The sequence below is a fragment of the Thiomonas sp. X19 genome (assembly GCF_900089495.1).
In the GTDB taxonomy this organism is placed as follows: Bacteria; Pseudomonadota; Gammaproteobacteria; order Burkholderiales; family Burkholderiaceae_C; genus Thiomonas_A.
On the sequence record NZ_LT605203.1, the window covers coordinates 3,633,301 to 3,657,271 of the forward strand.

26 protein-coding genes and 2 pseudogenes are annotated in these 23,971 nt (G+C 64.4%); 12 read left to right on the forward strand and 16 right to left on the reverse strand.

Annotated elements, in window-relative coordinates; genetic code table 11:
- Positions 1-1,101, forward strand: a complete 1,101-nt coding sequence (gene murI / locus THIX_RS17530; protein ID WP_112487214.1) for a glutamate racemase — start codon at positions 1-3, stop codon at positions 1,099-1,101.
- On the forward strand, positions 1,098-1,874 hold the full coding sequence (locus THIX_RS17535; RefSeq protein WP_112487215.1) for an exodeoxyribonuclease III: 777 nt from the start codon (positions 1,098-1,100) through the stop codon (positions 1,872-1,874). The genes murI and THIX_RS17535 overlap by 4 nt, the downstream gene beginning before the upstream one ends.
- Positions 1,875-1,907: 33 nt before the next feature.
- On the opposite strand, the gene ntrC is transcribed toward THIX_RS17535, so the two are convergent.
- The 6 genes from ntrC to THIX_RS17565 form a co-directional block, all read right to left on the reverse strand.
- Positions 1,908-3,452: a nitrogen regulation protein NR(I) gene (gene ntrC / locus THIX_RS17540; RefSeq protein ID WP_112488447.1), complete on the reverse strand. Its 1,545-nt coding sequence runs from the start codon at positions 3,450-3,452 to the stop codon at positions 1,908-1,910.
- Positions 3,453-3,507: 55 nt separating this feature from the next.
- Positions 3,508-4,578: a nitrogen regulation protein NR(II) gene (gene glnL, locus THIX_RS17545; RefSeq protein ID WP_112487216.1), complete on the reverse strand. Its 1,071-nt coding sequence runs from the start codon at positions 4,576-4,578 to the stop codon at positions 3,508-3,510.
- A gap of 85 nt (positions 4,579-4,663) precedes the next feature.
- On the reverse strand, positions 4,664-5,206 hold the full coding sequence (locus THIX_RS17550; protein WP_146748606.1) for a hypothetical protein: 543 nt from the start codon (positions 5,204-5,206) through the stop codon (positions 4,664-4,666).
- Positions 5,207-5,433: 227 nt separating this feature from the next.
- On the reverse strand, positions 5,434-6,849 hold the full coding sequence (glnA, locus tag THIX_RS17555) for a type I glutamate--ammonia ligase (RefSeq protein ID WP_112487218.1): 1,416 nt from the start codon (positions 6,847-6,849) through the stop codon (positions 5,434-5,436).
- 224 nt (positions 6,850-7,073) lie between these two features.
- Positions 7,074-7,859 carry a molybdopterin-binding protein gene (locus tag THIX_RS17560; protein ID WP_112487219.1) on the reverse strand — a complete coding sequence of 262 codons (786 nt, stop codon included), beginning with the start codon at positions 7,857-7,859 and terminating at the stop codon, positions 7,074-7,076.
- A 96-nt stretch (positions 7,860-7,955) separates the two neighbouring features.
- On the reverse strand, positions 7,956-8,756 hold the full coding sequence (locus THIX_RS17565) for an EI24 domain-containing protein (protein ID WP_112487220.1): 801 nt from the start codon (positions 8,754-8,756) through the stop codon (positions 7,956-7,958).
- A gap of 158 nt (positions 8,757-8,914) precedes the next feature.
- On the opposite strand from THIX_RS17565, the gene THIX_RS17570 reads away from it, so the two are divergent.
- The 3 genes from THIX_RS17570 (at position 8,915) to THIX_RS17580 (ending at position 11,771) form a co-directional block, all read left to right on the forward strand.
- Positions 8,915-10,279, forward strand: a complete 1,365-nt coding sequence (locus tag THIX_RS17570; protein WP_371412938.1) for an aspartate aminotransferase family protein — start codon at positions 8,915-8,917, stop codon at positions 10,277-10,279.
- A 154-nt stretch (positions 10,280-10,433) separates the two neighbouring features.
- Entirely contained in the window at positions 10,434-10,943 is a 510-nt protein-coding gene (locus THIX_RS17575; RefSeq protein WP_112488449.1) for a DUF1269 domain-containing protein, read from the forward strand.
- A 120-nt stretch (positions 10,944-11,063) separates the two neighbouring features.
- On the forward strand, positions 11,064-11,771 hold the full coding sequence (locus THIX_RS17580; RefSeq protein ID WP_112487221.1) for a UPF0149 family protein: 708 nt from the start codon (positions 11,064-11,066) through the stop codon (positions 11,769-11,771).
- Positions 11,772-11,999: 228 nt separating this feature from the next.
- On the opposite strand, the gene THIX_RS17585 is transcribed toward THIX_RS17580, so the two are convergent.
- The 3 genes from THIX_RS17585 to THIX_RS17595 form a co-directional block, all read right to left on the reverse strand.
- Positions 12,000-13,355, reverse strand: coding sequence for an IS1182-like element ISThsp16 family transposase (locus tag THIX_RS17585; protein ID WP_112484377.1), 1,356 nt, complete (start codon positions 13,353-13,355; stop codon positions 12,000-12,002).
- A gap of 91 nt (positions 13,356-13,446) precedes the next feature.
- Positions 13,447-13,950 carry a GNAT family N-acetyltransferase gene (locus THIX_RS17590; protein ID WP_112487222.1) on the reverse strand — a complete coding sequence of 168 codons (504 nt, stop codon included), beginning with the start codon at positions 13,948-13,950 and terminating at the stop codon, positions 13,447-13,449.
- 74 nt (positions 13,951-14,024) lie between these two features.
- Complete coding sequence (locus THIX_RS17595; RefSeq protein WP_112487223.1) at positions 14,025-14,726, reverse strand: SDR family NAD(P)-dependent oxidoreductase; 702 nt, start codon at positions 14,724-14,726, stop codon at positions 14,025-14,027.
- Positions 14,727-14,907: 181 nt separating this feature from the next.
- Here THIX_RS17595 and THIX_RS17600 point away from each other — a divergent pair, with 181 nt between their 5' ends.
- The 3 genes from THIX_RS17600 to THIX_RS17610 all read left to right on the forward strand — a co-directional run bounded on the left by THIX_RS17600 (position 14,908) and on the right by THIX_RS17610 (position 16,785).
- Complete coding sequence (locus THIX_RS17600; protein WP_233224615.1) at positions 14,908-15,648, forward strand: SDR family oxidoreductase; 741 nt, start codon at positions 14,908-14,910, stop codon at positions 15,646-15,648.
- 73 nt (positions 15,649-15,721) lie between these two features.
- Positions 15,722-16,039, forward strand: a complete 318-nt coding sequence (locus THIX_RS17605) for an antibiotic biosynthesis monooxygenase (RefSeq protein ID WP_112487224.1) — start codon at positions 15,722-15,724, stop codon at positions 16,037-16,039.
- A gap of 83 nt (positions 16,040-16,122) precedes the next feature.
- Complete coding sequence (locus THIX_RS17610) at positions 16,123-16,785, forward strand: hemolysin III family protein (protein WP_112487225.1); 663 nt, start codon at positions 16,123-16,125, stop codon at positions 16,783-16,785.
- Positions 16,786-16,868: 83 nt separating this feature from the next.
- Here the strand turns inward: THIX_RS17610 and THIX_RS17615 are convergent, their stop codons facing one another.
- Positions 16,869-17,561, reverse strand: a complete 693-nt coding sequence (locus THIX_RS17615; RefSeq protein WP_158540938.1) for a bestrophin family ion channel — start codon at positions 17,559-17,561, stop codon at positions 16,869-16,871.
- Between the two features lie 74 nt (positions 17,562-17,635).
- Here THIX_RS17615 and THIX_RS17620 point away from each other — a divergent pair.
- Both THIX_RS17620 and THIX_RS17625 read left to right on the forward strand, forming a co-directional pair.
- Positions 17,636-17,923 (forward strand): annotated as a pseudogene (locus THIX_RS17620) (MarR family winged helix-turn-helix transcriptional regulator); the annotation flags it as partial.
- A 1-nt stretch (position 17,924) separates the two neighbouring features.
- Entirely contained in the window at positions 17,925-18,167 is a 243-nt protein-coding gene (locus tag THIX_RS17625; protein ID WP_371413014.1) for a cysteine hydrolase family protein, read from the forward strand.
- On the opposite strand, the pseudogene THIX_RS24360 reads toward THIX_RS17625, so the two are convergent.
- Positions 18,149-18,940: pseudogene (locus THIX_RS24360) on the reverse strand (AAA family ATPase); the annotation flags it as partial. The gene THIX_RS17625 and the pseudogene THIX_RS24360 overlap by 19 nt on opposite strands.
- Before the next feature lie 77 nt (positions 18,941-19,017).
- Between THIX_RS24360 and THIX_RS24970 the strand changes: the two are divergent.
- The gene (locus THIX_RS24970) at positions 19,018-19,401 is read left to right on the forward strand and encodes a hypothetical protein (RefSeq protein ID WP_371412929.1); all 384 of its coding nucleotides are present in this window, start codon (positions 19,018-19,020) and stop codon (positions 19,399-19,401) included.
- A 17-nt stretch (positions 19,402-19,418) separates the two neighbouring features.
- Positions 19,419-21,491 carry a recombinase family protein gene (locus tag THIX_RS17640; protein ID WP_112486168.1) on the forward strand — a complete coding sequence of 691 codons (2,073 nt, stop codon included), beginning with the start codon at positions 19,419-19,421 and terminating at the stop codon, positions 21,489-21,491.
- Positions 21,492-21,507: 16 nt separating this feature from the next.
- On the opposite strand, the gene THIX_RS17645 is transcribed toward THIX_RS17640, so the two are convergent.
- The 5 genes from THIX_RS17645 to THIX_RS17665 all read right to left on the reverse strand — a co-directional run bounded on the left by THIX_RS17645 (position 21,508) and on the right by THIX_RS17665 (position 23,969).
- On the reverse strand, positions 21,508-22,317 hold the full coding sequence (locus THIX_RS17645; protein ID WP_112487229.1) for a hypothetical protein: 810 nt from the start codon (positions 22,315-22,317) through the stop codon (positions 21,508-21,510).
- 276 nt (positions 22,318-22,593) lie between these two features.
- Positions 22,594-22,881 (reverse strand): hypothetical protein, encoded by a 288-nt coding sequence (locus THIX_RS17650; protein ID WP_112487230.1) that lies wholly within the window; start codon positions 22,879-22,881, stop codon positions 22,594-22,596.
- A 113-nt stretch (positions 22,882-22,994) separates the two neighbouring features.
- Positions 22,995-23,315 carry a hypothetical protein gene (locus THIX_RS17655; RefSeq protein ID WP_112487231.1) on the reverse strand — a complete coding sequence of 107 codons (321 nt, stop codon included), beginning with the start codon at positions 23,313-23,315 and terminating at the stop codon, positions 22,995-22,997.
- Positions 23,316-23,389: 74 nt separating this feature from the next.
- Positions 23,390-23,674, reverse strand: a complete 285-nt coding sequence (locus THIX_RS17660) for a HigA family addiction module antitoxin (protein ID WP_199195328.1) — start codon at positions 23,672-23,674, stop codon at positions 23,390-23,392.
- 16 nt (positions 23,675-23,690) lie between these two features.
- Positions 23,691-23,969, reverse strand: a complete 279-nt coding sequence (locus THIX_RS17665; protein ID WP_112487232.1) for a type II toxin-antitoxin system RelE/ParE family toxin — start codon at positions 23,967-23,969, stop codon at positions 23,691-23,693.
- Positions 23,970-23,971 lie beyond the last annotated feature (2 nt).

Here is a 23,971-nt window from a genome sequence, read left to right on the forward strand (position 1 = left end):
ATGGCGCCGGCCGCAACACCGCACACTGCGCCGCTTTGCCCGGTGTGCGGCCAGGCCAACAGCTGTGTGCCTGCGGCCAGCGGCAGCTTCGAGGCAGCCTGTTGGTGCAGGGACGTGACCATCAGCGATGCCGCACTGGCGCGCATTCCACCTGCGATGCGTGGCCAGGCCTGCCTCTGCCCGTCCTGCGCCAACCTGATGGGTGCATCCGCCGACGACATGTCCAACTCGACGCGAGCGCAAGCCGCTGCGGCCAGACGCATCGGCGTGTTCGACTCGGGCGTGGGCGGCCTCACCGTGCTGGCCGCACTGCAGCGTCGCCTGCCCCAGGCACATTTCACCTATGCCGCCGACTCGGCCTTCGCCCCCTATGGCGAACGCGACGCCAGCTACGTGCTCGGGCGCAGCCGCTGGCTCAGTGCTTTCCTGCTGGCCCAGGGCTGCGAACTCATCGTCGTCGCCTGCAACACCGCCACCGCGCTGGCGATTGCGGCGTTGCGCCAGCAATGGCCGTCCATCCCGTTCGTCGGCATCGAGCCGGCCATCAAACCGGCGCTGGCTGCGGCGCGGAGCAAGCCGGTCGGCGTGTTGGCCACACCCGGCACTTTGGCCTCGCCCAAGTTCCAGGCCCTGCTGCAAGCTCAATCCAGCGACGCCGATCTGCTGCTGCAGCCCTGCCCCGGCCTTGCCGAAGCCATTGAAAACCGGGGCCCCGAAGCTGCCGAAACCTTGGCCCTGGTCGAGCGTTTCTGCACCCCGCTGCGCGCTGCCGGTTGCACCACCGTGGTGCTCGGTTGCACCCACTACCCGCTGGTCGCACCAGCCCTGCGCGAAGCGCTCGGTCGATCCCCCGCCGAGGCGACGCTGCTCGATCCGGCCGATGCCGTCGCCGCCCAGACCGCACGCATCGCCGCCAGCCTGCCGGCGACAGGCCAGTTCAGCAATGTGCGAGGCCAGATCGACTTCTGGACCAATGGCGAGCCCGCAACCCTGCTTCGCATTGCTCAGGCTTGCGGCCTGGACGGACGCGCCATCCACCAACTTTCACCCGCGCTGCAGCACATCGCGCCATCCGTCCAGGCCCACCGCAGCCCGCCATGAAAATCGCCACCTGGAATGTCAATTCCCTGTCCGTGCGCCTGCCTCAAGTGCTGGACTGGCTGCAAGCGCAGCAGCCCGATGTGCTGGTGCTGCAGGAAACCAAGCAGCCCGACGACAAGTTTCCGCATGCCGAATTGCTTGCGGCCGGCTGGCAGGCGCAGAGCTTCGGCCAGCGCACCTACAACGGCGTCGCACTGTTGTCGCGCGCGGCGGCTGCCGACGTGGTGCGCAATATTCCCGGGCTGGACGATGCCCAGGCGCGGGTGATTGCCGGCACCGTGCAAGGCGTGCGCGTGGTCGGCGCCTACTTCCCCAACGGCGAGGAGCCGGGCAGCGAGAAGTTCGCTTACAAAATGGCTTGGCTGGAGGCGCTCGAGGCCTGGCTGCGCGAGGAATTGGCGCGCCACCCGCACCTGGTGCTGATGGGCGACTACAACATTGCCCCGGAGGACCGCGACGTCTATGACCCCGAGGCCTGGCGCGGCAAGATTCACTGCACCGACGAGGAGCGCGGGCATTTCCGCGCCCTGCTGGACTTGGGGCTGGCCGATGCCTTCCGCCTGTTCGAGCAGCCGCCGAAAAGCTGGAGCTGGTGGGATTACCGCAACCTGGCCTTTCGCCGCAACCAGGGCCTGCGCATCGACCACATTCTGGTGAGCGCTGCGTTGAGGGCGAGCGTTGCAAGCTGCGCCATCGACAAGGCCCCGCGCAAGAACGAGCGCCCCAGCGACCACGCGCCGGTGATCGCTGAGTTGAACGCCCCCGGCAGCTGAGCGGCGACGCCACAGAGAGCAGCCGCCGCGGCTTCAATCGTCCAGGCCCAGATCCTGGATCTTGCGGGTGATGGTGTTGCGACCAATGCCGAGCTTGACCGCCGCCTCGATGCGACGCCCATGCGTGAACTCCAGCGCGGCCTGGATCACCGCGCGCTCGAAGCGCTGGTTGAGCCAATCCATGACCTCCGGCTGACCGCTGTGCAGCAGTTCGCGCGTGGTGCGCGCCACGATCGCCTCCCAGCCCTCGGCTGGTGCGGCCGGCGCGGGCGATTCGGCCATCGGTGGAGTTGCCTCAAGCGATGGTGGCGCTGTGGTCGCATGGCTTGAGCTTGCGCTCGCGGGCATGCCCGGCACAGTGGTCGGCATGCCGTCTTCCTTGCGTGGCTCGCTCACCGGTTCACGCGCGCTTGGCGCCGCGCGGCTGGACTGCTGCAGCTCGGGCGGCAAGTCCTTCACGTCGACCGTGAGGCCGGGCGCCATGACGGTGAGCCAGTGGCACACGTTTTCGAGCTCGCGCACATTGCCGGGAAAGGGGTAGTTCTGCAGCGCGGCCAGGGCTTCGTCCGACAAGCGCTTGGCATCGACCCCCAGGTCCTTCGCGCTCTTCAGCAGGAAATGCCGCACCAGCAGAACGATGTCTTCGCGGCGCTCGCGCAGCGCCGGCAGGCGCAGGCGGATGACGTTGAGGCGGTGGAACAAGTCTTCGCGGAACAGCCCGTCGCGCACCCGGTTTTCGAGGTTCTGGTGCGTGGCGGCAATCACCCGCACATGGGCCTTGATGGGGCTGTGCCCGCCCACACGGTAGAAATGCCCGTCGGACAACACCCGCAGCAGGCGGGTTTGCAACTCATAGGGCATGTCGCCAATTTCGTCGAGAAACAAGGTGCCGCCCTCGGCCTGCTCGAAGCGCCCGCGCCGCGAGGTTTGCGCCCCGGTGAAGGCACCGCGCTCATGGCCGAACAGTTCGCTCTCCAGCAGGTCGCGCGGGATGGCCGCGGTGTTGATGGCGACGAAAGGCCCGTTGGAGCGCGGGCTGTGGCGATGCAGCGCCTGCGCCACCAACTCCTTGCCGCTGCCAGACTCGCCGGTGATGAGCACGGTGACCTGCGACGGCGACAAACGTCCGATGGCGCGGAACACGTCCTGCATCGCCGGGGCTTGGCCCAGCAGTTCGGGGGCGTCGATGCGCGCCTCCTCGCTGTCTTGCTCGCGCATGCTCTCGTCCACCGCGCGCCGAATCAGGTCGACCGCCTTTTCCAGGTCGAAGGGCTTGCTGAGGTATTCGAAGGCACCGCTCTGGAAGGCGGAAACCGCGCTGTCCAGGTCGGAGTAGGCCGTCATGATGATGACCGGCAACTGCGGCTGGGTACGCTTGACCTCCTGCAGCAACTCGATGCCGCTACCGCCGGGCATGCGGATGTCGGAGACCAGAACCTGCGGGGCCTCGTCGCTCAGCGCGGCTTGCACCTCACGGGTGTTGGAGAAGCTGCGAACCGGCAAGCCGGCTTTCTCCAGCGCCTTTTCCAGGACGAAACGGATGGATTGATCGTCGTCGACGATCCAGATGGGTTTCATGGTGGACATCTCTCCGCAGGAGTACCGCGCGCGCGAGAGCTCCGGCCTGTCAACCTCACGGCAGCGGCATGAGGATGCGGAAATCGGTCAGGCCAGGCTGGCTGTCGCACTCGATGGTTCCCTGATGTTGTTGGATGAAGGTCTGGGCCAGGGTGAGTCCCAGGCCACTGCCACCCTCCCGCCCCGACACCAGCGGAAAGAACATACGGTCCTTGATATCCGCCGGCACGCCAGGGCCGTTGTCGGTGATATGCAAGAGCAGTGCCAGGCGATGGCGCTGCTTGGCCAAAGTCACCTGCCGCGCGATGCGGGTCTTGAGCACGATGCGCGCATCGCCCGCGCGCCTGCGCTCGCTCAGGACCAGGGCCGCGTTGTGCACGATATTGAGAATGGCCTGGATGAGCTGTTCACGGTCGCCGCGAAATTCCGGGATGCTGGCGTCGTAATCGCGCTCCACGCTCAGACCCTGGGGAAACTCGGCCAGAATGACCGAGCGCACGCGCTCGAGCACCTCGTGGATGTTCATCTCGCCCACCACATGCGGACGGCGGTGCGGCGCCAGTAGGCTGTCCACCAAGGTCTGCAGGCGGTCCACCTCGTGAATGATGATGCGGGTGTACTCCTGCAACTCGCGGCTTTCCAGATCCATCTGCAGCAACTGGGCCGCGCCGCGAATGCCGCCCAGCGGGTTCTTGATTTCGTGCGCCAGGTTGCGGATCAGGTCTTTGTTGGCCTGAGCCTGGTTGAGCCACTGCTCCTCGCGCTCCTGCCGCGTCTGCTGGCCAAGCTCCACGAGTTCCACCAGCAGCGTATCGGGCAGCTCGGTGCGCGCCACGATGAGTTGCACCTGCAGCGGATCGGCCGCGGTGCGCGCCATCACCGTGCAGTCGAAACGCTTGCTGCTGAATTCATTGGCCTGCACCTGCTGCAAGGCTTCGTGCCACAGGCTTTGCCGCGTCAGCCACTGCGCCAGATCGCGCCCCAGCAGATGCCTGCGCGACAGCCCGAGCCCCGCTTCCATCGCCGGGTTGGCATGCAGCATCCGTCCTTGCGGGTCGACCAGGGCGACCATCGTGGCCAGCCAGTCGAGTGCAGCCTGGGCGCCGGCGGGAGCAGCGCGTGACATCGCGACACCGGCAAAGGGTGTCAAGTCGTCCTGGGATGGATTCGTTGCCTCCTCGGGAGACGAGAATCCGGCCGGATCCTGGGACTCACTGCCCATAGCGTTGCAGTTCACGCTGCAAGGCCTGGATATTGGCCTCGGTCAGGGTGATCTGGTTCTTCATCGCCGCCACACGGTCGAGATATTTCTGCTGGTTGATGCCGCCGCCGACGTTGTGCTCGTTGCCCAGGTAGTCGGGGTGGCCATTGTTGTAGGACTTGAGCAGTTCCTGCAGCTTGAGCTGCTGGCTCTGCAATTCGGCATCGAGAATGCGCCGGGCCTCGGCGTCGCGTTCGGTTTGGGTGGACGGGCTGACGCGGTCGGCGCTGGAAGAACTCCGTGGCGCGGCGGCAGGCCTTTTCGACGGGGTGGTCGGGGACATCACACTGACATTGGCGTTGTCCACCGGCTTGCAGTTCTTCGCCTTCACCACGCTCAACATATTGGTGTACGAGTTGTCCGGGCAGCGGTAGACCCGGTTCGGGTCGGTTTCCTGGGCATGGGCCAGCGGGGGCGCCAGCGGCACCAAGGCCAGCCCCGACCACACCAGTCCAAGTGCAAGATTGCGGCGGGGAGTCGGGAGTCGGAACATCGATGACCTGTCAGTGAAAGTTGAGCCGGCTTGGTGAAAATCAGGCTGCAGAACGGACGCGCTTCAGCAGCTTGTATCAGTGTAAGACCCAGAACGCGCTCTGCAGTGCCCGGCCTTTCCGGAATGCCGTCCCTGGACCAAAAAACGACAAGGGGACGGCGAACCGTCCCCTTGTCGTTTGCAGAACGGCGCGCTGTGCTGGTTCAACGCACGCCGACGGGTCACGATTACAGCGAGTAGTACATATCGAACTCCACCGGGTGGGTGGTCATGCGGAAACGGGTGACTTCTTCCATCTTCAGGTCGATGTAGGCGTCGATGAAATCTTCGCTGAACACACCACCCTTGGTGAGGAAGGCACGATCCTTGTGCAGATAGTCCAGCGCCTGGTCGAGGCTGGAGCACACGGTCGGGATTTTTGCGTCTTCTTCCGGCGGCAGGTCGTACAGGTTCTTGCTGGCGGCTTCGCCCGGGTGGATCTTGTTTTCCACGCCGTCGAGACCAGCCATCAACATGGCCGAGAAGGCCAGGTAGGGGTTGCAGGTGGGATCGGGGAAACGCACCTCGATGCGGCGCGCCTTGTCGCTGGGCACATAAGGCACGCGGATGGAGGCGGAACGGTTGCGGGCCGAGTAGGCCAGCTTCACCGGAGCCTCGAAGCCCGGCACCAGACGCTTGTACGAGTTGGTACCCGGGTTGGTGATGGCGTTGAGGGCGCGCGCGTGCTTGATGATGCCGCCGATGTAGTACAGCGCGAACTCGGACAGCCCGGCATAACCATTGCCGGCGAACAGGTTCTTGCCTTCCTTCCATACCGACTGGTGCACATGCATGCCCGAGCCGTTGTCGCCCACCACGGGTTTGGGCATGAAGGTGGCGGTCTTGCCGTAGCTGTGGGCCACGTTTTGCACCACGTACTTCAGAATCTGCGTCCAGTCGGCGCGTTGCACCAGGGTGGAGAACTTGGTGCCGATTTCGCACTGGCCGGCACCGGCCACTTCGTGGTGGTGCACTTCGACGGGCACGCCCATCTGCTCCAGCAACAGGCACATTTCCGAGCGGATGTCCTGCAGGCTGTCCACCGGGGGCACGGGGAAGTAGCCACCCTTGACCGACGGACGGTGAGCCATGTTGCCGCCTTCCATCTTCTCGCCCGACATCCAGGAGGCTTCGTCGGAGTCGATCTTGACGAAGCAGCCGGACATGTCGACGTTCCAGCGCACCTGGTCGAAAATGAAAAACTCGGGCTCCGGGCCGAAGAAGGCGGTGTCGCCCAGGCCGGATGCCTTGAGGTAGGCCTCGGCTTTCTTGGCGATGGAGCGGGGATCGCGGTCATAGGGCTTGCCGTCGCCCGGCTCGAGCACGTCGCAGCTAAGCAGCAGCGTGGTTTCTTCCATGAAGGGGTCGACATTGGCGGTGTTCGGGTCGGGCATGAGCAGCATGTCCGACGCCTCGATGCCTTTCCAGCCGGCGATGGACGAGCCGTCGAAAGCATGGCCCTGGGTGAACTTTTCATCGTTGAAAGCGGAAATCGGCACGGTCACGTGCTGTTCCTTGCCGCGGGTGTCGGTGAAACGGAAATCCACGAACTTGACGTCGTGTTCCTTCACCATATTCATCACATCAGCAACGTGTTTGGTCATGCAAATTCTCCAGTCATGGGAGTGGGTTGGGAAAGGGGCCTGGCGCTGGGGCATGGACCTGCAAGAGGCTGTTCATGAGCACACTGATCGTGTCGTCGACGATGCCGAAAATCTAGCAGAAACCATGCCACGCCTTGGCAAATGGCCATGCCCGGGAAACCGTCGTGAAAGTGGATGGGCAGGGATGATTGCCCGAAAGCCCGGACGCACCAAGAGCGTGCTCGTTAGAGTTTTCGCACAACTTCTGTGCAAATACGTGCTTTCAGGCCCTCAAGTCCCTGTTTGAGTGCATCAAACGCGCCTTCTACATTTTGAGGCTCGCCTTTGACACCCAGTTCGATATGCCGGCCCCATTCCGGGTGGTCCACACTCGGCAGGCTGAACACCTTGACACCGGCATGCTCGTGCTCGATGCGCTCCATGAGCGGAGTCAGGTCCGACTCCATCGCCCCTTGCACGATGACGGCACGCTCGAGATAACTGCCGATGCGGTGCAAATGCCGCAGCGGCCCGTCGAGCACCCAGGCCAACATGGGCCAAGCCATGACCGGGAAACCCGGAACGAAGAAATGCTGGCGGATCGAAAACCCGGGAATCTGGTTGTAGGGGTTGGCGATGATGGCGCTGCCTTGCGGGAACATGCCCATCTGCAAACGCTGCACATTGGCTGGCGAATCGGGCGGCCCAAGCGCTGCCGTGGCGATGCGTTGCTGAATCAGGCGCTTGGCCTCGGGATGGAGTTCAAGCGGCACATCCAGGGCCGCCGCCACGCTCTGGCGCGTGTGGTCGTCGGGCGTGGCGCCAATGCCGCCGCAACTCAACACCACATCACCCCGGGCAAAGCTTGCGCGCAGGGCCATTCGCAGCAAGGCGGGGTCGTCACTCAGATACTGCGCCCAGTGCAGTTGCATGCCCCGCGCTGCCAGCAGTTCCTGGACTTGCGCGAAATGCTTGTCCCGCCGTTTGCCAGACAGGATTTCGTCGCCGATGATATAGAGGCCGATCGCCATGATGGAACGCGAGCTGAGGTGGAAGGGAAACTGCAGGGGGAGGTGCTGCGCACGGCATGTCGGCCGGTGCCGCGGCCCTGCAGCCAGCGTCCTGGATCACGCCGTGGTCACGAGTTGCTCGCGCCCAGCGGCCAAGGCTGCCAGCAAATAATGCACGAACCACAGAGCGGTGAACACGAAACTGAGAACATACAGCCACAGCGCCAGCAGCGTGAGCACCGGCAACAAAGCCAGCACCAGCCAGCCCAGGCCGAACAACAAGGTCGGCAAAACGCTGAGGTAACCGCAGCTCACGCCCATGAGCAAGAGGGACCAGCGATGGTCGCGCAGGAGCTGCCTGCGCTCGGGCACGCTGGCGAACTGAACGACGGCGTCGAAGGCGAACATCTGCGCCGTCATCCAGCCCCAGATCAGCGGCGCAACGAGCCAGCCGACAACTGGAATGAACCACAGCGGCAGGCTCAACAGCAACGCCCCCAAACCCGCCAGCGTGATCCACAGCGACCAGAGAAGCGACTGCACCAGCCGGCCACGGCCGCGCTGCTGCAGTTGCGCGTAACGGGCCCGCGCGACCATAGGGCCCGCCACCGGCATGACCAAAGCCGCGGCCAAGAGCAGGCTCGACAGCAGCAGCGCCAGGATGCTGCAGGCCGTGAGCAGTGCCATGCTCAGGCCTTGCACCGGCTGCGTCCAACCCACCGCCCGCAACAGGTCCAGCAACCAAGTCTGGGTCTGCAGCCAAGCTTGCATGGACGCAAGCCACCCTTCCCAGAACAGGGCATGGGCGACCAGTCCCAAGACTGCGGTGGCTGCCAGCGGCAGCAGCGACAGGGCCAGCATGCGCGGACGCAGGGTATCCAGCAGGGCTCGCCAGGCGGATTGGAGGAGCCGGTTCATCGCGGGAGAGTATCGAAAAAGATGCGCATGCTTTCGATGCTAATCGTCCACCATGACCCGGGCATGGCTCCATGGGGCGTGGAGTTTGTGGTACTTGGACAGAGCCGCAAGCGCAAGCACAATGCCATGGATCGAGTCGAACACAATGGAGATGCACGATGGACCAGACCGAACTGACGCGCGCAGGGCAGCAGGGTGCGATGAATCTGCCGAATCTGGACGCGCTATGGATGCCATTCACCGCCAACCGCCAGTTCAAGGCGGCGCCGCGCATGCTGGTCGGCGCCCGCGGCATGCATTACCGCAGCCATGACGGGCGCGAGATTCTCGACGGCGTGGCCGGGCTGTGGTGCGTGAACGCGGGCCACGGGCGCGAGGAAATCACCGCGGCCATTGCGCGGCAGGCGAGCGAAATGGACTACGCGCCGCCCTTCCAGATGGGCCACCCGGCGCAATTCGAGGCTGCCGATCTGCTGGCCAAGATCGCCCCGGCCGATCTCACCAAGGTGTTTTTCACCAACTCAGGTTCGGAGTCGGTGGATACGGCGCTGAAAATCGCTCTGGCCTATCACCGCGCCCGCGGCGAGGGCACGCGCACCCTGTTCATCGGCCGCGAGCGGGGTTACCACGGCGTCGGCTTCGGCGGCATTTCTGTGGGCGGCATGGTGGCCAACCGCAAGGTGTTTCGCGGCAGCCTGCTGCCCAATGTGGACCACCTCCCCCACACCTATGCGCCCGAACACCAAGCCTTTTCGCGTGGCCAGCCCGCGTGGGGTGCGCATCTGGCCGACGATCTGGAGCGCATCGTGCAGTTGCACGACGCAAGCAATATCGCCGCCGTCATCGTCGAACCCCTGGCTGGCTCCACCGGGGTTCTGGCGCCGCCCAAGGGCTATCTGGAAAAGCTGCGCGCCATCTGCAGCAAATACGGCATCCTGCTCATTTTCGACGAGGTCATCACCGGCTACGGCCGCCTCGGCACTCCGTTCGCGGCGCAGTATTTCAACGTCACGCCCGACATCATCACCAGCGCCAAGGCGGTGAACAACGCCGCGGTGCCGCTGGGCGCGGTGTTCGTGCGCGAGGGCATTTACGACGCCGTGGTCAACGGCGCGGCCGAAGGGGTGGTGGAGTTTTTCCACGGCTACACCTACTCGGGACATCCGCTGGCCGCCGCCGCGGCGGTGGCCGCGCAAAAGCTGTACGCCAGCGAAGGCCTGCTCACCCGTGTGCAGCGCGAGGGGCTGGACATGTACTGGGAAAACGCCGTGCATGGCCTGCGCGACGCACCTCATGTCAAGGACATCCGCAACCTCGGTCTGGTGGCGGGCATCGAGTTGCACTCCCATGCGGATGGCGTGGGCAAGCGCGCCTTTCAAACCTTCCTCAAATGCTTCGAGCTCGGCGTGCTGGTGCGCTACACCGGCGAAACCATCGCGTTGTCGCCGCCGCTCATCATCGAGCAGGGACAGATCGATCAACTCGTCGACACCTTGCGCCGAGCCCTGCACACACTGGCCTGAAGGGGCCAGCCGATGGAAACTGAAGCGACGCTGAAACACGCCGAAATTGGTACTTCCGGGGTGTTTTTTTGATGTTCAGCGCCTATGATCAAAGCATCAGCGAAGCCGGATGCCTGCTGAACCGGCTTCGCACCCTTTGAGCGAGGAGCCTGCCATGCGACGCCTTTATTTCCTGGTCCCCGATGCCGCCACGGCCCACACCATCGTTGATGAACTGCTGGTGGCGCGCATTGCCGAGAAGCACATCCATATCCTCGCCCGTGACGGCACGCCCCTGGGCAATCTGCCTGAAGCCGGCCTGGCCCAGAAGACCGACCTCATCCCCGCCATCGAGCGTGGCCTCGGATACGGAGGCGCCACCGGAACCATTGCCGGGCTGGTCGCCATTTCCATACCCGGGGTGGCGGTGATTTCGGCGGGGGCCCTGGTGGTGGCGCTGGCCGTGGCCGGCACCGTGCTCGGCGCCTGGGTGAGCAGCATGATTGGCATCAGCATCGAAAGCCCGCGCTTGAAGCAATATGAACAAGCCATTCAGTCGGGCCAATTCCTGATGATGCTGGACGTGCCGGTGGCACGCGTGGATGAAATTCACGCCCTGATCCGTCAGCACCACCCCGATGCCAGCCCGGAGGGCGTCGAACCGGCCATACCAGCGTTTCCTTGAAACCCCGGCAGCAAGGGCCTGTTCACGCCATTTCTGCGCACCAGCCCGGCTCAGGGCTGACGCTGGCCAGAGCCGAGGAGGCTCTACACTCGGCCTTCTTCTTGCCTCGGCTGCCTGAACATGCCCCAAACACCTGCACCTGGACCTGACACTCCCCTCTCGGACACCGAACTCGACCGCCTGGAGCAACTGCTCGACAGCGACGACATGCCCGAAACCGTCATGGATATTTCCATGCTGGATGGGTTTTTCACCGCCCTGCTCTCGGGCCCCAAACTGCTGCCTCCAACCCAGGCGCTGCCGTGGATCTGGGACAGCGAGGAAGGCAAGGCCCAGCCCCGATTCAAGGACAAACAACAGGCCGAGGAGTTTCTGGGCCTGCTGATGCGCTACTGGAACATGCTGGCCACCACCCTGAGCGAGCATCCGGACGATTACGCCCCGCTCATCTATTTGAACGGCGAAGGCGACGAACAGGAAAGCATCATCGAGGAATGGTGCAGCGGCTATGTGCTGGGTCTGGCGCAAGACCCGCAAGGCTGGGCGCCGATGCTGGAGGAGCCGTCCGACGAGCTCAGCCTCATCATGCTCTACGGCACCGAGGAAGGCTGGGCGCAACTCGGCGATCAACAGCTCGACGACGACTATCACCGCGCTGCCGCCGACGCGCTGGCCGACTGCGCCACTGCCATCTACGACTACTGGCGCCAGGCCAAGGCGCCGCCCATCCGCAATGCGGCCAAGGTCGGGCGCAACGATCCCTGCCCTTGCGGCTCGGGCAAGAAGTACAAGCTGTGCCACGGTGCGCCGGCAGCCAACGAGCCCTGAGTCACCACGGTGTGCCGCAACGGCAACGCCACAGCCTTGCAAGCGGCCACGAAAATGCCTAGGAGGCTGTCGGACTTGAACCCGAGCGAATCCGATTGATCAGTGCGACGCGTTTTTTTTGACAGCGGCGCGCTGATCGAACGCTCTCGATGGTTGGCGAGACACTGTGAGGGCACATGGGGCGGCCTGGGGACTCGGTTTTGGCGTGGTCGGGGCGCACTATTGCCCTCACGCGGCTCGCAGGACGTGCATGCGCTTGATGTTCCAAGCCATGGTCACCAAGCTCCATTCGCCTTGTGCCTTGGCCAGCCCGCGCATGCTCATCTGGCGCCAACCCATCACTTGCTTGATGATGCCGAACACCGGCTCCACTGTCTGCTTGCGCAGGCCGTACAGGGCTCGGCCTGCTTGCGTGCCCAGGCGGTGTGCCATCTGCACGAGCGGATCCGTCGTCTGGGGCTCGGGCACATCGGGTGCAAAGCGCCCCATCACCGGCGTGTGATGCGACTCCCGCTTGAGCGCCAGCAGCGGCTCGATACCCGCGTCGTTGCACGCGATCACGTTGGCTTGGCTGAAGAAGCCGTTGTCCGTGATGAGCGTGTGCACCTCGCCCAGCACCGCGGGTAACGCTTGGATCTGCTGCAGCGTAGGCACAACTTCGCGCTTGTCGTTGGATGCCTGGCTCACATGCTGGGTGATCACCATCATCGTCGCGATGTCCACGCCGGCTTGTGCGTTGTAGCTTTGCTCGAAGCCCCCACCCGACACGGGCATGATGCGCGACTCTTCATCCGTGAGGTTGACCTGATCGCTGCTCCGGGGGCCGGCCTCTGGCGGCTCAGGGTCCTTGCCGCGCGGCTTCTTGCCCGCCTCGCGCTGGGCTTGGCGCTTGGCGGTCTTGGCCTCGTACTCCTGCTGCTCGACCTGATGGCGTTCGCTGGCGCGCTGCTCGATCTTGGCCTTGGCCTGCGCGATTGCGCTCAAGCGATCTGCACGCAGGGCGATCTCCGCCGGCACATCCATGCCGTCGGGTACCGTCGCGCGGTCGCTGTTCTCTGCCAGCGCCAGCAGCGTTTGTACTTCCTGGCGCAGCTGCGCCTCGATCTTGTTGGCATGAGCCCACGACAAGGCCTTGTGCTTGCTGGCGTTGGCGTCGATCTTGGTGCCATCCAGCGCGATGTGTCCGAGCTTGAGCAGCTTCATCTCGCGCGCCAGAACCAGCACCTGCACGAACAGTGCCTCCACCTCCTTCAAGAAGCGGCGGCGGAACGTCGCCAGCGTGTCGTGATCGGGGTGGGTATTGGCCGCAACAAAGCGGAACGCCACCGAGTCGTAGGTCGCCCGCTCGATCTTGCGGCTGGAGTGCACGCCGTTGGCGTAGCCGTAGATCAGCAGGCCCAGCAGCACCGCCGGATGGTGCGCCGCCGAGCCCCGGCCTGCGTACTGTCGGGCCAGATCGCCCAGATCAAGCTGCTCGATGACTTCGACCACGAAGCGCGCCAAGTGATCAGTGGGCAGCCATTCGTCCACCGACGGTGGCAACAGATATGCGGTGTCTCGGTCAACAGGGACGAAGCGGCTCATCGGCTCGGGCTCTCGGTTGTGCAGCAGCAATTGTCTCGGATAGCGTCTTCATCCGGAAGACCGCAAAGTCCGACAGTCTCCTAGGGCCTGTTCAAGCTGCGGCTTCGTCGGCGCGCAACGGTAGACGTTTTTCCCAGAACGTGGCATGGCCCTGCGCCGGGTCGAGGGCATAGGGCTGGAAGCCGAATTTGCGATAACTGGCGATGGCCGGCAGGTTGTGTTCCAGCACCTCCAGTGTGAGTTTGCCGCAGCCGCGTGCCAAGGCCAGCGCCTCCAAGCTCTCCAGCATGCGCGCTGCCAAGCCTTGCCCGCGCCGAGTTGGCGCCACATACACGTCGTGCACGTTGAGCAGTGGGCGCGCCATGAAGGTGGAGAAGCCCTCGAAGGCATTCACCAGACCCACCGCCTGCCCTGGCGCCAGGGCGAGCACGCCAACGTAGTCATGGCGCTCGCGCAGCGCCGGAATCAAGCGGGCCTCAGCTTCGTGCTCCAGGCCCTTGCCGCCCGTCGCCTCCAGGGCGTAGGCCCGGATCATGGCGAGCACGCCTGCGGCATGGCTGGGGTTGGACCAATCGACGGCGCAGATTTCGATCATCGTGGACTCGTGGGGGTTTCCCGGTTCAAGGCTTTGGGGCCGCTGCAAGGGGGTGCTGCTGGGGGTTCCACTGCTCAAAACCGCTCCACCCACGGTCGCAGTTCAAGCTCCCAAGACCAGGCGCTGCGATCTTGTTGCAGCAGTTGCAGGTAGTTGCGAGCGATGGCATCGGGGTCGAGCATGGAGTCGGGCGCGCCGGCAGGCTCCACCCGCCCCGGATTGCGGATGGCGCCATCGATCACGACATGCGCGACATGAATGCCTTGCGGCGCGAGTTCGCGCGCCAGGCTTTGCGCCAGGCCGCGCAGCGCGAACTTGCCCATGGCAAAGGCGGCTGAGTGGGCATAGCCCTTGACGCTGGCCGAAGCGCCGGTGAACAGCAAGGCGCCTTGCCCGCGCGGCAACATGCGCCGCGCCGCCTGCTGCGCAACGAGAAAACCGCCGTAGGCGGTGACCGCCAGCGCCTGCGCCACCGCCTGGGCATCGACCTCGGTGATCGGCCCGCCGACCCTGGCGGCGGGGTTGTAGATGACGACATCGGGCGGGGCCTGGAAGGCTCGGTCCAACTGCGCGAACAGGGCATCGACCTGGGCCGGGTCGCTCGCATCGCAGGCCAGCGCCAGCGCGTCCAGTTCCTGGACCAGCGGCGCCAGTTTGTTCGGGTGGCGTGCGGCCAAGGCCACGCGATAGCCGCCGTCGCGGCTGAGGACGCGGGCCAGCGAGGCGCTGAGGCCACCGCCAGCACCCACGATCAGGGCACTTGGCTTCGCATGCATGGTCGGGGCGACGCAGTGTGCGCTCGGTTTGTGAGGGTCTTTAACTTTAGCCGATGCATCGGCGAGCCGCACAGGCGCATGGGGACATGCCTGGCGAGCCAAGGTTCAGCGCACGCCGCCTGCAGCCCGCGGCGTATCGATCGACAATCAAAGGCTACTTTCATCCGACACGGAGTTCAGCATGTCTGCGCAATCCATTCCCCCCAATCTGGCCCCGGCCGGCGTTTCCGGCCGCGTCGCCCTGGTCACCGGCGCCTCGTCCGGTATCGGCGAAGCCACCGCCCTGCTGTTGTTGGCGCAGGCCGGCGCGCGCATTGCCATCTGCGCCCGCCGCGCCGACCGGCTCGAGGCGCTTGCCGCCAAGCTCCGCGCCCTGGCCGCCGAGGTGTTGGTGCTACCGGCCGATCTCGCGGACCTGCAAGCCGCGCAACAAGTCGTGCGCGACACCGAGGCCCACTTCGGCCGGCTCGACCTCCTGGTGAACAACGCCGGAGTGATGTATCTGGAGCCCATCGACACGGCCGATCTGGCACGCTGGCAGCACATGACGCAGCTCAACGTGCTGGGCCTCATCGCGACCTGCCAGGCGGCGCTGCCAGGCATGCGCGCACGCAAGGATGGACACATCATCAACATCGCCTCCACCGCGGGGCGCCAGGCCAACCCGAATGCGGGCGGCTACTCGGCGACGAAATGGGGCGTGGTGGGCTTCAGCGAGTCGCTGCGGCGCGAAACCTACAAGGACAATATCCGCGTGACGGTGATCGAGCCCGGCGTGGTGGAAACCGAGTTGCGCGAGCACATCGCCCACGGTCCGACGCAAGCCGCCCTCAACGCCTGGGCGGATGGCATGCGCCAGAGTTGCAAAGCGCGGATATCGCCCGCACCATCGTGTTCTGCGCCGGCCAGCCAGCGCATGTGAACATCAACGAAATCCTGATGCGGCCGACCGACCAGGAACGCTGACCGTTCGCTCCAACCCAAGGAAAGCCCCCATGATTCTCGAACTTGCCGACATCCGCATCCAGCCTGGCCGCCAGGCCGAATTCGACGCCGCCATCGTGCGCGGCGTCGAAACCGTCATTGCCCATGCCAAGGGTTTTTGCGGCTACAGGATCAACAAGGGGGTGGAGAGCCCCGAGCGCTACCTGCTGATGATTTTCTGGGCCACGCTGGAAGACCACATGGTGGGCTTTCGCCAGTCGGAAGCCTTCGCTGAGTGGCGGGGCATCGTCGGCCCGTTCTTCGCCACGGCGCCGCAGGTCGAGCACTACACCCTGCTCGCCAAGTCGGTCGAAACTCCGGGCCACTGACCGCCATCTGCCCCGCCATACTGGCGGGGATGTCATCCAGCGGCCGATGGCAATTTGAGGGTGATGAACCTATCATTTATCGCATGGCACAAAATCACTCGATTCCTGCGGTCTCGCGTGCCCAAACCCTCGGCGAGGAGATCGCCAACAGCCTGAGCCACGGCCTGGGCTTGGCGCTGGCTATCGCTGCGCTTCCCATCCTCGTCGTTCATTCCACCGAGCAAGGAAGTGCGGCCACCCTCGCCGGCGACATCACCTTCGGCAGCAGCGCCATCCTGCTCTACCTCGTCTCCACGCTTTACCACGCCCTGCCCCACCAACGCGTCAAAAGCGTGTTGCAGGTCGTCGATCATGTCGCCATCTACCTGTTCATTGCCGGCACCTACACACCCTTCACCCTGGGCGTGCTGCACGGCACCTGGGGCTGGACCCTGTTCGGCCTGATCTGGGCCCTCGCCCTGGCAGGCCTGTTTTTCAAAATCATGGGTGGCACGCGTTATCCCCGTCTTTCCACATTCCTCTACCTGGCCATGGGCTGGGTGGTGCTGATCGCCATACGCCCGCTCTGGCTCCACATGCCCACCCCAGGCCTGGCGCTGCTGCTGGCGGGTGGCGTGTCCTACACGCTTGGCGTGGTGTTTTTCGTGCTCGACGACAAAGTGCCCTACACGCATTTCGTCTGGCACCTGTTCGTGCTCGCCGGTACCGTGTTCCATTTCTTCGCGGTGCTGCTATACGCGGCGTAATCGGCACTCACGTCAGCACATAGTTTTTCGGAGGCGGTTGCTGTGGCAGGTGCGCCTCCCCCCAGCATTTCCCGCAGCGTGATTCAATGCCCATCGATAGGTGTTCCAGTGGCAGATCGATCATTGGGCAGGATGCCGAAGGGCTCCTCCAATTCCTCGTTCAATGAATCCAGCGCCAAGAAGGTGTAGGCCACGAACGTCACAATCAATGGCGTCATGACACCAATGCTGTTGACCAAGCCGAACGGCAGCAAAAAGCAATACAGGTAGACCGTGCGATGCACGATCACCGAGTATGTGTAGGGAATCGGCGTGTTCGCAATGCGTTCACAGCCTCCAACGACAGCGGCCATTTCGCTGAGCGTCTGGTCCATGGTTGCAGCCAACTGAGGGTTGAGCCGTCCCTCGGACATCGCAGCCCCAAGCGCTCTTCCCAGATACAAAAGAAGCAGCGTCGGCACCGAATGCACCCGTGCGATTTGCGTCTGCACTGACTCTGGAAGCAGTGGCCTCAACTGGCTCTCGGGGTCGGTCGCCCTGAGTTGGTGCCGCAATGGGCCGACCTTCCAACCCGGGATGCCGCCTCCGCTCATCGTGATGGCTGATGCCATGGTTGCGATGATGAGCAATTGCATCCAGATCTTGGGAAGCACGTCATGCGTCAGGTGGAAAAAGTTCGTTTGCGCAACTGTACGCAAGCGACGGCCATGCCGCACGTTCCAGCAGGCGCAGGCCTCAACCATTGAGGCGGTCGCCTGGCCGCTGGCGCTCAGCATGCCGCCGCACATGCACAGTCAAAATTGAACAGTAAAACTGTACAGTTCAACTGCATATGCGATGCAATTTTTGCATGGTCAAGCATTCAGGCACATCAGAGGTTTCACGACTGTCAACTCTGGCGGGTGAGTTCCGTGTTTCGATTGGCAAACTGAACCGACGGCTGCGAGAGCAGGCGCATCCGCGGGATTTCACCTCGGCCCAGAAATCAGTCCTCCATCGGCTGGAGCGTGATGGACCTGCAACGGTGTCCATGCTGGCGAGAGCCGAGAGCGTCCGCACGCAGTCCATGCGGGTCACGGTTTCCAGCCTGGAGGCGGCGGGTCTGGTGGGCGGTGAGACCGACCAGACCGATGGCCGGCATGGCGCCGGGGCGAACGGAGCAGGCTCGACGCAGCCTGGATTTCCCCGCGGGATGGACGGATCTCATCCCCGAGTTGAACCAGCAGCCAACCGATCACACGATCACGAAGTACACGCCCGGGGCGTTCATGAAGACGGCTCTCGAGGAGCATCTTCGAGGCATGGGGGTCACGCAGGTTGTGCTCGCAGGCATCTCGACCAGCAGCGGGCGCTGCAGGCGTTGCGCCAGCCAGCGGGCGTAGGCGGTCTTACCCGTGCCTGGCGGCCCATACAGGCACAGCCGGGCGCTGCCGCTGTGGGCGATGCCGTCGGCCAAGGCGGCGAGGTCGGCGTCGGTGTGCACGTAGGCGGGGTCGTAGACCTCGGGCAGGCGGCTGGGGTCGTGCGCCGGGATGCAGGCGTGGCCTTGTGCCTGCAGGGTGTTGTTCACCAGTTGCAGCAGGGCCGGTGCGGCCTGTTCCGTCGGCAGTCGGGCTTCGATGGTGCGCAGCACGGCGCCGGCACGGGTGAGCACGGCAGGGGCGAGAACGTCGCTTGCGGCCAGCGCCTGCACGGTGGCGGCATCAACCTGCGGGCCGACGCAGGCGGCGGCGATGCGCTGGCGGACGGGCTGCGGCGGCACCGGCAGTTCCAGCACGAAATCGAAGCGGCGGATGTAGGCGCTGTCCAGGTTGGCAACGGCGTTGGTCAGCCAGAAGGTGGGCACGGTGTTGCCTTCCAGAGTCTGGTTGATCCAGCCCTTGCAGCGGCGGCCGGCGCCGGACCGCACGACGGCGGCGCCGAACAGGCCGGGCAGGCTGTCGCCCTGGAACACGTCTTCGATCTCGTCGAACAGCAACATGGCCTGCTCGCGCCGCAGAAAGCGCTGCGCGGCGCGGAAGGCCTGAATGCGGTCTTCGCCGCTGATGGGGTCCTGGTCTTCGTCCTCGTAGGCGACCTCGAACAGGTCGCAACCGAGTTCCTGCGCCAGGGTGCGGCTGAGTTCCGTCTTGCCCGTTCCGGGCGAAGCAGTCACATACTGCCCGCGAACAGCTCGTCGAGCTGGCTCGCATCAACTATCCGTTCCATCCCCGGACGGGTCATGAAGTTGAGGTGCTCGGCCGAGTCAGGCATGGAACCGAAGACTTCCTGATTGTCCGTCAGCCCGACGGCACGAGGGCGCATCTACCGCAGTGGATGACACTACCTGCGGCCGGCGATGTGCCCACGCACTGGCCTCCGCGGATGTTGCTGCGCTGCCTGCTTGCGCTGCGAGGCGAACTCGACGCAGTCCTATGTTCATCGACCATTTCCCAGGCACACGGAGGCGTCGATGAAGCCAACCCCGCCGCGAGCGATCCCGCTCGTGCAAGCCGACCTGTTCGACGCCGCAACGGCGCCAGCACCACTGACGCGATTGCAGCAGCGTCACGACGACCTCGTCGAACTGCTGAGCCAACTCCTGTGGCAGGTGGCAAGTCAGTCCGACGTCGTTGAACACATGGAGGATGACGATGAACAAGATCAACCCTGAGCACTTGGCGCGTGGCGCCTACGTGTACGTGCGCCAGTCCACAGCCGATCAGTTGCGCCACAACCATGAGAGTCGCCGGCGCCAATACGCCCTGGCCGATCGGGCACGCGCGCTCGGTTGGACCGAGGTCGTGGTCATCGACGACGACCTCGGTGTGTCCGCCGGCGGCGTCGCACGGCCAGGCTTTGAGCGACTGCTGGCGGCGATCTGCAGCGGCCAGGTCGGCGCCGTGGTGTCCATTGAGGCATCGCGCCTGGCACGCAACGGTCGCGACTGGCACACGCTGCTGGAATTCTGCGCACTGGTGGGCAGCCTCATCGTCGACGAAGACGGCATTTATGATCCACGCAGCGTCAACGACCGGTTGCTGCTGGGCATGAAGGGCACGATGTCGGAGATGGAGTTGTCCCTCCTTCGCCAACGATCCGTCGAAGCCCTCAAGCTCAAGGCGGCGCGGGGTGATCTGCACACGACGGTGGCGATCGGCTATGTGCGCAGCGAGGGCGACCGGATTGAACGCGACGCCGATCTGCGCATCCGCGAAGCGATCGCGGCCGTGTTCCGTCGATTCGCACAGGCCGGCAGCGTGCGCCAGGCGCTGCTGTGGTTCCGACAAGAGCGCATTGATCTGCCCTCGGCGGTCTACGAGAACGGCCGGCGCTGCGTGATCTGGCGTCTGCCGGTCTATAACGCGGTGCTCAAGATTCTCACCAATCCCGTCTATGCCGGCGCCTATGCGTTTGGCCGCACCGAGACACGCGTCCGGATCGAAGCCGGCCGCAAGCGCGTCGTGCACGGCCATCGTCGTGCCCAGGAGCACTGGCAGGTCTTGATCCAGGAGCACCACGAGGGGTACATTGATTGGCCGACCTATGAGCACAACCAGCGCGTGATCGCCGACAACACCAACATGCGCGGCAGCATGGCGCGCGGCGCACCCCGGCGCGGAGAGGCATTGCTGGCCGGGTTGCTGCGATGCGCGCACTGTGGTCGCAAGCTGCACGTCGCCTACAGCGGCAGCGACGGCACCATCGCCCGCTATCACTGCAAGGGGGCCGCGATCAATCATGGCGCGGTGCCTGGATGCATTTCTTTCGGCTCGCTGCGCGTGGACGAGGCCGTCTCCGGCGAAGTGCTGAGCGTGCTGCTGCCGCTTGGGGTGCAGGCCGCACTGCGTGCCATCGAGCACCATGCCAACGATGAGCACGCGACGCGGCGCCAGCTCGAACTCGCGTTGGAGCAGGCGCGCTTTGAGGCGGCGCGTGCGCAGCGGCAGTTCGACGCCGTTGACCCCGGCAATCGACTGGTGGCCGCCGAACTTGAGCGGCGCTGGAACGAGCGCCTCTCCGAGGTTACCCGGCGCGAGGCGGAGATCAAGACGCTGCAGACCGTGACCGAATGGAGCCTGACGCCACAGCAGCGCGACGACCTCATGGCCCTGGGCACCGACTTGCCGCGGGTGTGGTCCCATCCTTCGGCCAGCAACGCCGTGCGCAAGCGCATCCTGCGCTGCGTGATCAGGGAGATCGTGGCGCGCGTGGACGAGGCGCGCATCGAACTCGTCATGCATTGGCAGGGAGGCGACCACACCGAATTGAGCGTGGTGAAGAACCGCACGGGACAGCACCGCTGGACCACCGATGTTGGGGTCCAGGTTCTGATCGTGCAGCTCGCACGCCAGTTGGGTGACGCTGGCATCGCCTCGTTGCTGAATCGTCTCGGCCACCGGACTGGCAAAGGGCATACCTGGACGGAAATGCGGGTGCGTTCGTTCCGCGGCGACCACCACATTGCGGTCTACCAAAATGGAGAGCGCGAAGCGCGTGGTGAGTTGACTCTGGAGCAAGCCGCTGAAGCGCTCGGGACGAGCAAGATGACGGTGCTGCGCATGATCAGCGTCGCTACACTTCCCGCCACGCAGGCCTGCAAGGGCGCGCCTTGGGCCATCAAGGCCGCCGATTTACAGCGTCCCGAGGTCCGCGCATCGGTCTCATCGCCTGGCGTGCGTCCGCTCCCAGACGATCCTCGACAGATTTCTCTTGAACTTCAATAACGTGGTGAGGTGAGCATCATGTCGCGTGATCGGGCGGGCCATACAGCAGCACATTCACACCGGGCCGTTGCTGCGCCTGCGCCTCGCGCAGGTAGGCCAAGAGCATCTGCAGATTCAGGCCGAGGTGCGGATAGTCGTCGAGCTGCAGTGTGGGCGGCGCGCTGCGGGCGATCACGCCGCGCAGCAAGGTCATGGGATCGGCGTCGGGCGCGAGGATGGTGTCGACGAACTGTTCGGACAACAACTCCAGCTTGTTGCACAGCACATCGTCCCTCAGGAGGCCTTCGGTCTTGACCAGCCCGCTGCGCGCGAGCTGTCCGCGCGGCGACAGCGCCTGCTTCACCGCATCGGCCGGCAAGCCCAGAATGTGCTGCAGCATGGTGAAAATCCTGGCAGTCGACAGACGGCCTAGGTTGTCTGCCGCGTCGTCGAGCTCGCGCACGCCGTGCAGCAGGCAGACGAATTCGAGGATGCGACATTCGGCTTCTGACAGATGCACCAGCGCGGCCAACCGGGCGACGTTGTCCGCCAGCGCCTGGGGAACGCCGATCTCGCCGGCGCTGCGCTCGGCCCGGTCCCACAGGGGCTTGAGTTGACGCTTGATGTGGCGCTCCCGCGTCGCAGGGGTGGCCTCGTCGTCGATCTCGCGCGGGCGCACACCCACGCGCTCGAGCAGCGGCATGCTCCCGACTCCCTCCATCAGCAGACGGTGCAAGCCGCCCAGCGGCAGCAGGATACGCAGGATCCAAAGCTGCACGATGGGGTCGAGGGGGAGAGTGCTTGTGGCTGGACGGTCGGGTTCGAAATCGAGGTGGCGGTGTCGCATAGCGTCCTCCTGAAGTTGAGGACATTGTGCGCGGCATGGGCGACAGAATAGGTCGCATGCACACTGAAATCGCACTGAATGGGTTGGGCCGCAGATGACCGGCCGCGTTGGTGTCCACCTTCAGGAACGGACATGGCGGACCGTCGGTCTGATCACCGAAGGAGCGCCGGGCTCGCTACGCGGCTTGATCCTTGAATAGGCCGGAGAAATAGTGCCCCATTCATAATCTTTGGATGCAGGAGGACTGGCATCGGCCCTCCCGCATCCACGCCCATTTCACCTGTCCCCGTCATGCCTATGTTGTTGAACCGGCACGAGACGGCTAGCCTGCTCAGGCGTCATGCCAAGCTTGTCGATCAGCCACTGGCACACATCATCGGGGACGTAGCGATGAAACTTGCCCAGCAGATGGGATGGGGGCAGGCTGGACGGGTCACGGTACCGTTTTTGCTTGATCGTGGCTGGCCTGTAGCCCAGCATGTAGGCAATGTCACGGTCGGTGAGCAAGAACGCCACCCCCATCGCCAAGAGGCGGTCAAGATCAGACTTCTTTTTTGCTGCCATAGTCACACTCCGCCCCAGCTTGCGCCGGGGATGGGACGGACGTGCAGATCAACGAAGTGGTTTGCGCACGACCGCCCGCGTTGATTGATGCCTGGATTGATCCAGGCGCTGCGTCAATCGCGGGCGGTGTGGCGAGGAGGCGGGGTGTCAGGTGCCGGCTTGCGGCTGGGTGGGGTGATGTCGGGCAAACCGGGCGCTGGAGTCAATCCCCCAGGTCGTGAACCCAAGGCTTCCATGGCGATGGTGGTGGCCATGGTCAGCAGCCAGACGATGCCGAGGACGTAGACCACATGAATCACCGCCATCCAGCCGCCAGCGGCTTGCGGCGGGTGGCCGGTCAGGGACCACAGCATGATCAAGGCGGCCACCAGCATCGGCCACGCGCGCAAGGCGGGTCGCAGTTGGTTGTCGATGTGGCGCAGGGCTTGCATCATGGCTGTGTTTTTATGTGGTACTGATCATAACACCAGTTTTCCGTCATTCTGGGTGGCTTGTTGCGGATTGGTGTTCACGCTGCGAGTCTTTGCAAGGCCGGCCGATCCTTGGCCCGTTGCTGGGCCTCCCACAGATCACGCTGGGTCTGCAGACGCAACCAATAGCCAGGCGAGGTGCCCAGAGCCTGGGACAGCTTGACATCCATATCAGCCGTGATCGCCGCGTGCCCATGCAGGATGCGTGAGAGCATGACGCGGGACATCCCCAGGTGGCCTGCAGCAGCAGTCACGTTCAATTCAAGATCCGTCAGCCATCCGGCCAGGATTTCTCCAGGGTGTGCGGGGTCGTGCATATCCATCATGTTCTCCATCGTTTCAGTGGTAATCCACATAGTCCACCAGTTCGACATCGGTGCCGTTGAAGCGAAACACCACGCGCCAGTTGGCTTGCACCGTCATCGCTTGAAAGCCCTGCAACTTGCCCGAGAGCGTGTGCAGCCGCCAACTCGGCCGAGCCAGATCCTGCGGGCCGACAGCGACATTCAACGCGGTGAGCAATTCGCGCAGACGTTCGGCATGAATGGCCTGGATGCCTTTGTGCTTGCCGGTCTTGAAGAAGGCTTCCAAGCCTTTGTGGCGGAACGAGCGGATCATGT

What these genes read in the sequence shown, in the direction of transcription:
- ntrC (WP_112488447.1), bottom strand. Translation starts at nt 3,452, where the DNA reads ATGAAACCCATCTGGATCGTCGACGACGATCAATCCATCCGTTTCGTC.
- THIX_RS17640 (WP_112486168.1), top strand. Translation starts at nt 19,419, where the DNA reads ATGAACAAGATCAACCCTGAGCACTTGGCGCGTGGCGCCTACGTGTAC.
- THIX_RS17610 (WP_112487225.1), top strand. Translation starts at nt 16,123, where the DNA reads ATGGCACAAAATCACTCGATTCCTGCGGTCTCGCGTGCCCAAACCCTC.
- THIX_RS17655 (WP_112487231.1), bottom strand. Translation starts at nt 23,315, where the DNA reads ATGATGCAAGCCCTGCGCCACATCGACAACCAACTGCGACCCGCCTTG.
- glnA (WP_112487218.1), bottom strand. Translation starts at nt 6,849, where the DNA reads ATGACCAAACACGTTGCTGATGTGATGAATATGGTGAAGGAACACGAC.
- THIX_RS17575 (WP_112488449.1), top strand. Translation starts at nt 10,434, where the DNA reads ATGCGACGCCTTTATTTCCTGGTCCCCGATGCCGCCACGGCCCACACC.
- THIX_RS17605 (WP_112487224.1), top strand. Translation starts at nt 15,722, where the DNA reads ATGATTCTCGAACTTGCCGACATCCGCATCCAGCCTGGCCGCCAGGCC.
- THIX_RS17595 (WP_112487223.1), bottom strand. Translation starts at nt 14,726, where the DNA reads ATGCATGCGAAGCCAAGTGCCCTGATCGTGGGTGCTGGCGGTGGCCTC.
- THIX_RS17625 (WP_371413014.1), top strand. Translation starts at nt 17,925, where the DNA reads ATGGCGCCGGGGCGAACGGAGCAGGCTCGACGCAGCCTGGATTTCCCC.
- THIX_RS17660 (WP_199195328.1), bottom strand. Translation starts at nt 23,674, where the DNA reads ATGGATATGCACGACCCCGCACACCCTGGAGAAATCCTGGCCGGATGG.
- THIX_RS17565 (WP_112487220.1), bottom strand. Translation starts at nt 8,756, where the DNA reads ATGAACCGGCTCCTCCAATCCGCCTGGCGAGCCCTGCTGGATACCCTG.
- glnL (WP_112487216.1), bottom strand. Translation starts at nt 4,578, where the DNA reads ATGTCACGCGCTGCTCCCGCCGGCGCCCAGGCTGCACTCGACTGGCTG.
- THIX_RS17535 (WP_112487215.1), top strand. Translation starts at nt 1,098, where the DNA reads ATGAAAATCGCCACCTGGAATGTCAATTCCCTGTCCGTGCGCCTGCCT.
- THIX_RS17600 (WP_233224615.1), top strand. Translation starts at nt 14,908, where the DNA reads ATGTCTGCGCAATCCATTCCCCCCAATCTGGCCCCGGCCGGCGTTTCC.
- THIX_RS17570 (WP_371412938.1), top strand. Translation starts at nt 8,915, where the DNA reads ATGGACCAGACCGAACTGACGCGCGCAGGGCAGCAGGGTGCGATGAAT.
- THIX_RS17645 (WP_112487229.1), bottom strand. Translation starts at nt 22,317, where the DNA reads ATGCGACACCGCCACCTCGATTTCGAACCCGACCGTCCAGCCACAAGC.
- THIX_RS17585 (WP_112484377.1), bottom strand. Translation starts at nt 13,355, where the DNA reads ATGAGCCGCTTCGTCCCTGTTGACCGAGACACCGCATATCTGTTGCCA.
- THIX_RS17580 (WP_112487221.1), top strand. Translation starts at nt 11,064, where the DNA reads ATGCCCCAAACACCTGCACCTGGACCTGACACTCCCCTCTCGGACACC.
- THIX_RS17665 (WP_112487232.1), bottom strand. Translation starts at nt 23,969, where the DNA reads ATGATCCGCTCGTTCCGCCACAAAGGCTTGGAAGCCTTCTTCAAGACC.
- THIX_RS17650 (WP_112487230.1), bottom strand. Translation starts at nt 22,881, where the DNA reads ATGGCAGCAAAAAAGAAGTCTGATCTTGACCGCCTCTTGGCGATGGGG.
- THIX_RS17550 (WP_146748606.1), bottom strand. Translation starts at nt 5,206, where the DNA reads ATGTTCCGACTCCCGACTCCCCGCCGCAATCTTGCACTTGGACTGGTG.
- THIX_RS17590 (WP_112487222.1), bottom strand. Translation starts at nt 13,950, where the DNA reads ATGATCGAAATCTGCGCCGTCGATTGGTCCAACCCCAGCCATGCCGCA.
- murI (WP_112487214.1), top strand. Translation starts at nt 1, where the DNA reads ATGGCGCCGGCCGCAACACCGCACACTGCGCCGCTTTGCCCGGTGTGC.
- THIX_RS17615 (WP_158540938.1), bottom strand. Translation starts at nt 17,561, where the DNA reads ATGCTGAGCGCCAGCGGCCAGGCGACCGCCTCAATGGTTGAGGCCTGC.
- THIX_RS17560 (WP_112487219.1), bottom strand. Translation starts at nt 7,859, where the DNA reads ATGGCGATCGGCCTCTATATCATCGGCGACGAAATCCTGTCTGGCAAA.